The organism is Vicinamibacteria bacterium, from assembly GCA_035570235.1.
Taxonomy (GTDB): Bacteria; Acidobacteriota; Vicinamibacteria; order Fen-336; family Fen-336; genus DATMML01.
On record DATMML010000031.1, the window covers coordinates 1 to 9,986 of the forward strand.

The 9,986-nt window shown below is 64.6% G+C and carries 11 protein-coding genes; 8 read left to right on the forward strand and 3 right to left on the reverse strand.

The annotated features are described in order from the left end of the window. Positions 1 to 203, reverse strand: a 203-nt coding sequence (locus VN461_05100) for a hypothetical protein (GenBank protein HXB54137.1), incomplete at its 3' end; no start/stop codon positions are given. A 235-nt stretch (positions 204 to 438) separates the two neighbouring features. Here VN461_05100 and VN461_05105 point away from each other — a divergent pair. The 4 genes from VN461_05105 (at position 439) to VN461_05120 (ending at position 3,735) form a co-directional block, all read left to right on the forward strand. Further along, on the forward strand, positions 439 to 894 hold the full coding sequence (locus VN461_05105; protein HXB54138.1) for a RidA family protein: 456 nt from the start codon (positions 439 to 441) through the stop codon (positions 892 to 894). A gap of 87 nt (positions 895 to 981) precedes the next feature. Continuing rightward, positions 982 to 1,905: a cysteine synthase family protein gene (locus VN461_05110; GenBank protein HXB54139.1), complete on the forward strand. Its 924-nt coding sequence runs from the start codon at positions 982 to 984 to the stop codon at positions 1,903 to 1,905. 106 nt (positions 1,906 to 2,011) lie between these two features. Next, positions 2,012 to 3,019 carry a threonine/serine dehydratase gene (locus tag VN461_05115; protein ID HXB54140.1) on the forward strand — a complete coding sequence of 336 codons (1,008 nt, stop codon included), beginning with the start codon at positions 2,012 to 2,014 and terminating at the stop codon, positions 3,017 to 3,019. Positions 3,020 to 3,153: 134 nt separating this feature from the next. Then, complete coding sequence (locus VN461_05120) at positions 3,154 to 3,735, forward strand: GNAT family protein (GenBank protein ID HXB54141.1); 582 nt, start codon at positions 3,154 to 3,156, stop codon at positions 3,733 to 3,735. 97 nt (positions 3,736 to 3,832) lie between these two features. Here VN461_05120 and VN461_05125 read toward each other — a convergent pair whose 3' ends face one another. Further along, on the reverse strand, positions 3,833 to 4,222 hold the full coding sequence (locus VN461_05125) for a DUF1330 domain-containing protein (GenBank protein ID HXB54142.1): 390 nt from the start codon (positions 4,220 to 4,222) through the stop codon (positions 3,833 to 3,835). A 94-nt stretch (positions 4,223 to 4,316) separates the two neighbouring features. On the opposite strand from VN461_05125, the gene VN461_05130 reads away from it, so the two are divergent. Continuing rightward, complete coding sequence (locus VN461_05130; protein HXB54143.1) at positions 4,317 to 4,619, forward strand: ArsR family transcriptional regulator; 303 nt, start codon at positions 4,317 to 4,319, stop codon at positions 4,617 to 4,619. Positions 4,620 to 4,635: 16 nt separating this feature from the next. Then, positions 4,636 to 4,983, forward strand: coding sequence for a cupin domain-containing protein (locus VN461_05135; protein HXB54144.1), 348 nt, complete (start codon positions 4,636 to 4,638; stop codon positions 4,981 to 4,983). A 112-nt stretch (positions 4,984 to 5,095) separates the two neighbouring features. Here VN461_05135 and VN461_05140 read toward each other — a convergent pair whose 3' ends face one another. Then, on the reverse strand, positions 5,096 to 6,445 hold the full coding sequence (locus VN461_05140) for a VWA domain-containing protein (protein HXB54145.1): 1,350 nt from the start codon (positions 6,443 to 6,445) through the stop codon (positions 5,096 to 5,098). A 507-nt stretch (positions 6,446 to 6,952) separates the two neighbouring features. Here VN461_05140 and VN461_05145 point away from each other — a divergent pair. Together VN461_05145 and VN461_05150 are read left to right on the forward strand one after the other, a co-directional pair. Then, positions 6,953 to 7,099 carry a hypothetical protein gene (locus VN461_05145; GenBank protein ID HXB54146.1) on the forward strand — a complete coding sequence of 49 codons (147 nt, stop codon included), beginning with the start codon at positions 6,953 to 6,955 and terminating at the stop codon, positions 7,097 to 7,099. Positions 7,100 to 7,746: 647 nt separating this feature from the next. Further along, on the forward strand, positions 7,747 to 9,986 hold a 2,240-nt coding region (locus tag VN461_05150), incomplete at its 3' end, for a VWA domain-containing protein (protein HXB54147.1).

A 9,986-nucleotide genomic window follows, 5' to 3' on the forward strand; every position in this document is an offset into this window, starting at 1 on the left:
ATCAGCCCGTCATCAATCTTTGATGCCTCTGGAAAGACCGCGAGGGCGTTTCCTTCCAATGGATCCTCAGTGAAGACATCGACCACCAGATACCGGTGGGCATGGGGAGCACTCACGGTGCCCTTGACGGATGGGGCCGACACCCGCTCTCGACCCTTGATACTATCGGCGCCCAGCTCCGGCGTCTTTCTTCCTGCCTTCATGGCGCCTCCCTCCTTGGGGCAGTGTAACATCGTTACTTGGCGAACTGTCTATAGTTATCACGCGCCAGCAGGATCGCGAATGCTCCTTGGTGCCCACGGACGCCTGCCGTCGTGTCTCCCCTGACTCCCCGTCTTAACACTTTACCGCGAGAGTCGTTCCATGTTAGCCTACTTCGGTAGTTAGCTAACTGTCGATGGCTTCAATGGATTGAACCAATCCATGCTGTGAGGCACGATGTCAGTGTACGACAAGCTCAGGGCGCTCGAGATCACGCTTCCAGAGCCAACGCCGCCGGTGGGAGCTTTTGTGCCTTCTGTGCGCAGCGGGAATTTGGCTTTCGTGTCTGGCCACATCGCCTACATGAACGGAACACCCTGGGTCGGCCAGCTTGGGGCAAGCCTTACGACGGCGGAGGGTAAAGCGGCGGCTCGGAGGGTCGCGATCGACCTGGTGGGCACGCTACAAACCGAAGTGGGCGACCTAAACCAGATCAAGCGTATCGTTAAGCTGATGGTTCTCGTCAACAGCGCCCCATCATTCACGGAGCAGCACCTCGTCGCCAACGGCGCTTCCGAGCTCTTCCAAGAGGTGTTTGGAGACACTGGGACGCACGTTCGCAGTGCCTTCGGGGTAGCTCAGGTTCCGTTCGGATCGTGCGTCGAAATAGAGATTGTCGTGGAACTTCATTGAGCATGTAGGCTGTTAATCGATAGAGGTTCGCGTGAGCGTCCGCTACCCTAGGTCGAGGAAACCGAGAGGCAAAGGGAGACGCAACCCATGCAGATTCTCAATGCCATTGGAAATACTTCGATAGTTCGACTGTCCAAGGTCGTTCCACCCAAATGCGCGGACGTCCTCGTCAAGCTGGAGTGGGAAAACCCCACGGGCAGCATGAAGGACCGGATGGCTCTGGGCGTGATCGCAAAGGCGGAAGAAGACGGTCGTCTGAGGCCCGAAGACACAGTCGTCGAATACACTGGTGGCAGCACGGGGACGTCGCTTGCCCTGGTCTGCGCCGCCAAAGGCTACCGCATCCAGATCGTCACCTCCGATGCCTTCAGCCAGCAGAAACGGGATCACATGGCCGCCCTCGGTTCGGAGCTGACGCTCGTCCCAAGCCAGGGAGGCTTCACCACCAAGGAACTCATCCTGGAAATGATCGAGACGGCCCGTAAATTGAGCCAGCGTCCCCACACCTACTGGGTCGACCAGCTCAGCAACCAGGACACCATAGCGGGCTACTACCCGCTCGGCGAGGAGATCTGGAGCCAAACGAATGGCGAGATCAAGGCCTTCGTTCAGGCGGTGGGCACGGCGGCCTCCTCGCGCGGGGTCGCCACGGTGCTTAAGCGTCACCGGCCGGACGTCAAGATCGTCGCCGTCGAACCGGCAGAGTCCCCGGTGTTGTCGGGAGGTCGGGCAGGGGGCCACAAGATCGAAGGAATCGGGATTGGCCGCATTCCTCCCCTCTGGGAGCCGGTTCTCATAGACGACATCCTTTCCGTCAGCACGGCCGACGCCGAGCACATGGCGAGGCGCCTGGCGAGGGAGGAGGCCATCTTTGCCGGGACGTCTTCCGGCGCCAACGCCGTCGCCGCGATACGAGTAGCGGAGCAGCTGGGGCCGGGTGCCAAGGTGGTCACGCTGATGATTGACTCTGGCCTGAAATACTTGAGCACCGATATGTACAAGAGCAGATGAAACGCGCTCTCGATCCAAGAGCGGGACGGATGCAAACCACATCGGAGCTGCCTAGTGTTCCTGCCTCTCAGAGACACAGCACCGGCACTGAAAGGATGCGCTACAAATGATGGCGACGGGTGAGCCGGCCAGGGGTTGGACCGTCGTGCCCATCGACCGACGGGCGATCGAAAGGGTGTACGAGGTCATCAAGCCCCACATCCGGGTGACGCCCGTGCTGGTCGTCGACGGCAGAGACTTCGCCCTCTCGTCGTTCCCCCTGACGGTCAAGCTGGAGCAGCTTCAGCATGCGGGGTCGTTCAAGACCCGAGGCGCGTTCACGAACTTGCTGCTCCGCGCTATCCCCGATGCTGGCGTCGTCGCCGCCTCGGGAGGCAATCATGGCGCGGCCGTCGCGTATGCGGCCATGCGGCGTGGCATCCCAGCCAAGATTTTCGTCCCTACCGTGTCTTCTCCCGCCAAGATCGCACGCATCCGCGCATGCGGCGCCGCTCTGTCCGTGGTGGGCGAGCGCTATGCCGACGCGCTCGCGGCGAGCGAGACCTGGTCCGCACAGACGGGCGCTCTGCCGGTGCACGCGTTTGACCAGGTGGAGACGTTGCTTGGCCAAGGGACGGTCGGGCTGGAGTTGAGCGAGCAGGCTCCTGGTCTGGACACGATCCTGGTGCCGGTCGGGGGAGGAGGACTGATCGGGGGGATCGCATCGTGGTACGCGGGGCGGACGCGAATCGTCGGGGTGGAACCGGAGGGCGCCCCGACCTTGAGCGCGGCGCTCCAGGCGGGCCGGCCTGTCGACGCGGCCACCGGCAGCGTCGCTGCCGACTCACTCGCGCCGCGTCGTGTCGGTGACCTGACCTTCCCAATCGCACAGGCTCACGTTGAAAGCGTGGTCCTGGTGAGCGACGACGCGATTCGTCTCGCCCAGCGGGCGCTTTGGGATGTGGCCCGAATCGTCGCCGAGCCGGGGGGTGCAGCAGCATTTGCGGCCTTGCAGTCCGGGGCTTACAAACCGAGAGTGAGGGAGCGAGTCGGGATCATCATCAGTGGCGGCAATGCGCACCTGGACTTCCCCGCATCGCTCACGGGCCCGCCGCCGCCCGACTCGCGCCCTTAGAGGGTCTTGGGGATGAAGCTGTCGCGCAAGAGCCTAGACGGCGCGCGGGAGTGCGTCTGTCGTGGGCAACGCCGAGCGACAAGCGGCTTCAATGCGGGAGGCCATCGAGATTGCCGGTGGGATCCGCCCATCCGATGAAGGTCGCGCCCGTCACGCTCCGCGGACGCACGGTTCGCCTTGAGCCTATGGCGATCGATCACGTGGAGAGCCTCTGTCGGGTCGGCTTGGAGCCTGATCTGTGGCGCTGGATCCCCACACCCGTGACCACCGCGGAGGAGATGCTGGCCTACGTCACGACCGCCCTCGCGGAGCAACGCCGAGGCGTCTCCCTCCCTTTCGTTATCTTGGAGCAAAGCCGCAACCTGATCATCGGAACCACCCGTTACGCCAACATCGAGCCGTCCGATCGTCGGCTCGAGATCGGGTGGACGTGGCTCACATCGGCCCATCAGAGAACCGGCGCCAACACCGAGGCCAAACTCCTGCTTCTGACCCATGCCTTCGAGGTCCTCGGCGCCATTCGCGTGGAGTTCAAGACTGACGCACTGAACGAGGCGTCCCGTGGGGCGATCCGACGGCTTGGCGCCGTTGAAGAGGGTACCCTTCGCAAGCACAGGATCACCGCTTCAGGACGGGTTCGGGACACGGTCTACTTCTCAGTTGTCGACTCGGAGTGGCCGGCGGTCAAGGCGAGGCTCGCCCTCCTCCTCAGGTGAGGTCTTTGCCTCGTAGCGGTGTCTTGCCGAGCCCGAAAAGCCTAAGTCTCGGTGATTCGGGTGTCCCACCGATGGGAAGGCGACTTCGCCGGCCGCGTCACTGCGGCGTGACACCTTCCACGATAAATATGCGGCTCTTCGCTGCGCTCTGCCTGATCGGCTTGATCACCTCGTAGGCTGGCGAGTCATACCACTCGTGCGCTTTCGCTACGCTGTCGAAAGCGATTATCACAATGCCCTTTGGCGGTTCGCCCTCAAGAGGCTGGGGCTTGCCGCCGCGAACGACGTAGTGGTGACTGAAGGGAGCCAGGGTTTCGGGCACTTTCTCCCCGTATTTCCGCATGGTCGGAGGGTCCGTTACCTCGAGTTCCGCGATGAAGTAGGCTGGAGGAACCCTTGCATCCTGCGCATGAATCACCTTGGCTCCAACAACGCCAGCCGAAACGCCAGCCAGCACGGCCAGCGCCAACTTGCAGCTCGTCTTCATGTGTTCATTCTCCCCACTGTGTCTTGGCGAACCAGACACAGCCACGAACATCGGCGCTGGTGTTATCATACTTAGGGAGTTGCCTAACCCTAGAATGATTTCGATGCTGGCGATCCGGGCTCTCGCGAATGAGCGCAGGCTTCAGATCCTTGAGTGGTTAAAGAACCCGACAAAGCACTTCCCCCCGCAAGTCGACGGCGATCTGGTTAAAGACGGGGTTTGTGGTGCTTTGATTGCGCGCAAGCTTCGGGTGAGTCAACCGACTACGAGCGAACACATGAAGATTCTGTGTCAAGCCGGGCTGACCCGCCCCAAGCGAATCAAGAAATGGACCTTCTACAAGCGTGACGAGGCCAGGATCCGGCAAATCAAGAGAGTCATTCTGGCGAAGGTATAGGGCGGAACAAGGACCCATGCCGCCAGTGCCCACCAGCCGGAAGAATGCCCCGCACTATGTTTGGGGAGACAATTGCGACGGATGGCATTTGCTGCAGGATGCGAAGCTGAGCGTGATTGAGGAGCGCATGCCCCCCGGCGCTTCCGAGGTACGTCACCTCCACAGGAACGCCCAGCAGTTCTTCTTTATCTTGTCAGGCCAAGCCACCATGGAAGCAAGTGGTGAGCGGATTGTCCTGTTGGCCGGGCAGGGTCTCGCCATTCCGCCGGGTACGCCCCACCAATTTCGGAATCATTCCGAAGAACCTGTCACCTTCTTGGTGATCTCGCAGCCTCGAAGTCACGGCGACAGGGTCACCGCCTAGGGCAACAAGGGAAAGCGCCCCTGGAGCCTGGCTTGTCTCGCCAACCTGGGATGCGCCCGTCCTGAGGCGACGGCGTCGGCGGGATGTTAGGGAATCCCTCTGCGCCCGCACGTCAGCCTCCGGCATAGTAGCCCTTGCGCGCCCGCGCCGTCGCAGCCTGGCGATCGACCTCGACCCGAATGGTTCGCCAGCCGCTCTTTCCCTCCGGAGGCTCGTAGCCGAGCAAGTACCGGTGCCGCAGGGTGATCGCGATGGCCTCGACCGCTCCCTTGAGCCGCCCGGCTCCGGGCGTGTCGCTATCGGGGGTGTAGTGTTCGGCACCCTTGAGAATCTCGGCCCGGCCGCCAGTCTCGTCTGCGAGAGCAACCAGCGGTTTGGCGTCGAAGCCCTCCCGCGGCTTCCTCGCACGTCCCCGCCCGCCACTTCGGCCGCTTCCCCCCGGCCAGCTGCCCCCACCTCCCCCCGGCCAGCCTCGACCCGGGCCTCCCCCGCCAGGCCGACTTGGCATGCGCGACAGGTCCCTCAACTGGCTACCGCTGTCGAGGCCGATCGAGAAGACGGGCACCTCTGACCGACGGGCGAGCTCAAGAAGCGCCTCGAAGGAGGTGGAGCTCGCCGTATCCACGCCGTCGGTCACGAGAACTACCGCCTTGCTCTCCGCGGGACTCTTAGCCACGCGCTGGATCGCCGTGAAAGCTGCGTCGTAGAGCGCCGTCCCTCCGCCGGCCTCCATCCTGTCCAGGACGCTCCCCAGAAGATCCCGATCGGATGTGAAGTCCTGGACTACATGTACCTCACTGTTGAATGTGATCACGAGGATCTCGTCGGTGGGCTCGAGGAGGTCGATGAAGTGCTTGAGAGCAGCCTCCACCTGACCCATCTTGCTCTCCATGCTCCCGCTCGTGTCGAGGGCCAACGCGATTCGCAAGGGCCGCCGCTCGCCGCTGAAGAGTGTGATGTCTTGCCGCCTTCCCTCCTCCGAAACCCGGAAGTCCGCGCTGCGTAGCCCCATCAGGGGCTCCCCGTTTTTGTCGAGAACCGAAACGGGCACGCGCACGGTGCGGGCGGCGGCAGCGAAGGTGGGCTGGGGGGAGCTGCGGGCCGCGGGCGGGCCTGGCGGTGGGGCCTCCCGGGAGGGTGTTGGCGTGGTGGATGAGGGAGCGGGAGTCGGAGCATTGTCTGTTGGGGCGGCACGGCGCAAGGCCACGACGAGCGTCTCGCTTGCACCGGCCTCGCGTACGGCGGCTTCGCGCGGCCAGTCGAGGAGCTCCCCGAAACCCCGCTCCCGAAGCTCCGCCAGGATGGTGTGCTCGCTGATGCCCGCCTTCAGGAAGCGGACGATGTCCGCGGTGAGGAGCGGTGCCTCGCCGCGGGCGCCCTCCGCCACCGTCAGGAGAAGAAGGACGGCGAGGATCCGTCTCCCGACTGCGCCCGGCCCGGAGCTGCGGTGGTGTTGCGACATGGGGTTCCTCACTCTTCCGGGTCGGTTGCGCGCGACGGCTCTGCCGTCCTCGGCGGAGACAATACCTGGCCGCGATCGAGGACACCCTTCCGGCCCGGACCTAGCGTGGCCGAACTCCGGCTTTCCCACTGAATCGGCCTCGGAGTGAAACACCCAGGTTTCGCGCGCTTCCCTCCATCCGGAAGGTCACCGTATCCTGGCTGCCCCTGAGCAGGATCCGTGCCCAGTCAGCCGTCCGCTCGTTGACCCGCCCACACGCGAGTTCCAGTGTCCCCTCACTGACCAGATCGTGGGTGGCGCTTGGGCAGTCCACTGGTGATTCTCATGAGCTGCCTTTTGGGGCTGTAGAAGCCTCTGCTTATCTTCTTAATTTAGTGGCAGTTAGGGGGTTCGGAACAGCTGGCTTGTTTGAGTCCCCCGGAGTCTTGATGAAACGGGACTGTCGCCCGCCTGACTCGGGATTGTCGTGACCTTGACCGAGGCTGGACGCCGACAAGGGAGGCTGCCATGGGAGAACGGACCATCGTGGGATCCCTCGAAGCTGAAGAACACGACCCAGACGACTTGGATACGGAGGGATGGGAATCGCATCCTCCGGACCTGGACGACGACGAACGCGATGAAGACGAAGAGGAGGACGACCTAGCCGACTGATTTCCCCCCACGGCGATATGGCGAACCTGGCCATAGCGGGGACGCCCGCGCCAGCAGCCCTTCGAGGTGCCGCTCGACCGCCGCATCAGGGCCCGGCCGCCGCCCCATGCGGTAGAGCAGGACGTCGGTGCGGTCGAGCCGGCGCAGATTCTCGAGGTGCCGGGTACCGATCGAGCCCGCACCCGCGATCACGAGGGCCCCGACGCCAGGCGAGGATCGGGCCTCGCGACGTTCCGGTACCTTGTGCAGCAGGATCGCGTGGTCGAGGGACCCGCCAACGGCGAGCCGGCGTGGGCGGCGCGTACGAACGAGTCGGTCCGCGGTGCTGGCCATCCCCAGAAAGCTAAGGGGCCGCCGTTTCGTGGCTTCTACAGAGAGGCGACGGACACATGGCCCGCCCCGCGTTATGGAGAGGTCACGCCACCATCACGCATGCATCACCGCGTCAGCCCTGCGCGTTGGTCGGCCTCGGCACGCGGCCACGGGTCGGTGGCGGCAAAGCGAGGGATCGCTGCGCACGCCGGCGTCATCGTCTTCCACGTGCCCGGGACCAGCCCCTTGTGGCATGATCGATGCCTGACTGGGAGGGAACCGACGAGAGAATCTCCCGAGCTCGTCCGCAGCACAGCCTCGGAAGGATGTGCAAGGTGAGGCCTCGAAGGCTGCTTTTCGGGCTGATGGGGCTCGCTGTCTTCCTGGCGGCAACGAATGGGTCGCGCCACTCGTGGGCCCAGAACGCCTCCGCCCCGACCTTCCCGTCCGGCACTGAACTCATCACCGTGGATGCCGTGGTGGTCGACAACAAGGGTAGCCCGGTCATTGGCCTGACCAAGGACGACTTCCTTCTGCAGGAGGACGGCCAGCCTCAGGAGATCGCCAACTTTGAAGTGATCTCGCTGCCGGGGCCCGGCGAGGGGCCGGTCACCGCTCCTGCCCCGACTCCGCCATCGCCCCCGCGCATCGCGACCAGCGCTCGGTCGGCCGCGAGAGGGACGACCTTCCTCGTCGTCGTCGACGACATCCACCTCACCAGCAGCGAGGCTGCGCAGGCGCGAACGACGCTCGAGCGTTTCTTGCGGGTGTCGGTGAACGATGGTGACCGGACTACGATCGTCACAACAGGAAACGGCGCTGCCTGGAATGGCGCACTGCCTGAGGATCGGGATGACCTCCTTGCCTTTGTCCGTGGTGTCCAGGGTCGTAACACGGGCCCGGCCACGCCGCTCATGACAGAGTACGAGGCTCTGCGGATCGCCGTTTACAACGACGCCCTGTTTCTACGACGTGTCATCGGCCGTTATCACAACCAAGGGGCTTGCGCCGCGCCCCCGTCCCCCTGCGATGCTCTGGTCCGGGGGGATGCACAAACGAACCAGGCTCACAGCCAGGGATTAAGGGAAGCGTCGCTTTCGGCCATTGACCGAGCGGTTGCGGGGCTGGCCCAACTGCCTGGCCGAAAGGCAGTCCTCCTGCTGAGCGAGGGGTTCATTCACGACGACGCGCCCGAAGATCCGTACCACCACGTTGTGATTGCCGCCCAAAGGGCGAATGCGGCAATTTATTTCATCGACGTAGGCGGCCTGAGGGCGCTTCCGGCGTCCGCCTCGGCCGAGGCGGCCAGGGACGTGGGGCTGAATCCCCCCCAAGGGGCCGAGGCAGGTGAGGCCCGGGAAAAGGCTATGGGCGCCCTGAACCCACGGCTGAATCCACCCCGTCAAGCCTTTGAATCTGAGGCCCTGCAGGAGGCCACGGATACCAAGGACTTAGTCGCCCACGAGCGATTCACACGCGAGGTGACGGTTGGAGTCGAGACGATGGCCGACGAAACGGGTGGCTTCATTGTTCGGAACACCAACGACCTGGCCGGCTGGCTCAACCGCATCTCCACGGAATCGCGCAGCTACTACCTCCTCGGCTATCACCCAACCGGAGCGAAGGCAGGCTTCCGGAAGATCGACCTGAAGGTGAAGCGTCCCGGTGTCCACGTCCGGGCCCGTAGGGGTTACTACGCAACGGGGACCGGAGCCAAGGGGGCGCAGCCGCTAGGCTCCGCGTCGGGCACCGTCGCCGGAGGGTCGGCCCCGCACAACGAGGTGCCGCTGCGCCTGGCCATCTACACCCTCGAGCCGGGAGCCGAGCAGAAGACCCGCGTCGTGGCCGTGACCGAGATCGACGTCTCCGGACTTGCCTCCGCAGAGAGCGAGGGCCAGCGTCCGGCTCAGCTCGACGTTAGGCTCGAGGCCATCCCGCGCGACGGCGGCACCGGCCAGGGGCGTCGCCTTTCGATCGAGGCCGAGCCCCCTCGCGGAGCAGAGACGCCCGCCACCGGCTTGTGGCGCCCGTTGCGGCTGGACCTCGCCTTGCCGCCCGGTGTCTACCAGGTGCGCGCCACGGTGGCTGATACGGCGAGCGGAAGGTCGGGTGCCGCGTCCCAGCGCATCGTGGTCCCGGATCCCTCGGCGTTCCACCTCTCCACGCCCATCCTTTCCGCGGTCGCGAACCCGGCGCCGGAGGGGGGCGGCCAGCCGGTCCCGACACCCGTGGCCCACGACCGCTTCTCGTCCGCGGAGGGCCAACAGCTCTTCTGCGCGTTCCAGGTCTTCGGCGCGGCCAAGGATGCTTCGAGCGGCCACTATGACGTCTCGCATCGCTTCGTGCTCAGGAATCGCGAGGGCCAGACGCTCGCGGCGCCAGATCCGAGACCGCTGGCCTTCTCCACGAGCGGTCAGTCGCAGCAGGTCCTCGTGCTACCCCTCGCCAAGCTGCGGGCTGACGACTACAAACTCACGCTCACGGTCGAGGACCGCGTGGCCGGCAAGAAGGAGGAGCTGGTCGTGCCCTTCACGGCCGAAGACGCTCCCGTCGCCGCTCGGGCGACGCCACCGCC

Coding starts and splice junctions, on each gene's coding strand:
- VN461_05105 (HXB54138.1), top strand. CDS start 439: ATGTCAGTGTACGACAAGCTCAGGGCGCTCGAGATCACGCTTCCAGAG.
- VN461_05110 (HXB54139.1), top strand. CDS start 982: ATGCAGATTCTCAATGCCATTGGAAATACTTCGATAGTTCGACTGTCC.
- VN461_05115 (HXB54140.1), top strand. CDS start 2,012: ATGATGGCGACGGGTGAGCCGGCCAGGGGTTGGACCGTCGTGCCCATC.
- VN461_05120 (HXB54141.1), top strand. CDS start 3,154: ATGAAGGTCGCGCCCGTCACGCTCCGCGGACGCACGGTTCGCCTTGAG.
- VN461_05125 (HXB54142.1), bottom strand. CDS start 4,222: ATGAAGACGAGCTGCAAGTTGGCGCTGGCCGTGCTGGCTGGCGTTTCG.
- VN461_05130 (HXB54143.1), top strand. CDS start 4,317: ATGATTTCGATGCTGGCGATCCGGGCTCTCGCGAATGAGCGCAGGCTT.
- VN461_05135 (HXB54144.1), top strand. CDS start 4,636: ATGCCGCCAGTGCCCACCAGCCGGAAGAATGCCCCGCACTATGTTTGG.
- VN461_05140 (HXB54145.1), bottom strand. CDS start 6,445: ATGTCGCAACACCACCGCAGCTCCGGGCCGGGCGCAGTCGGGAGACGG.
- VN461_05145 (HXB54146.1), top strand. CDS start 6,953: ATGGGAGAACGGACCATCGTGGGATCCCTCGAAGCTGAAGAACACGAC.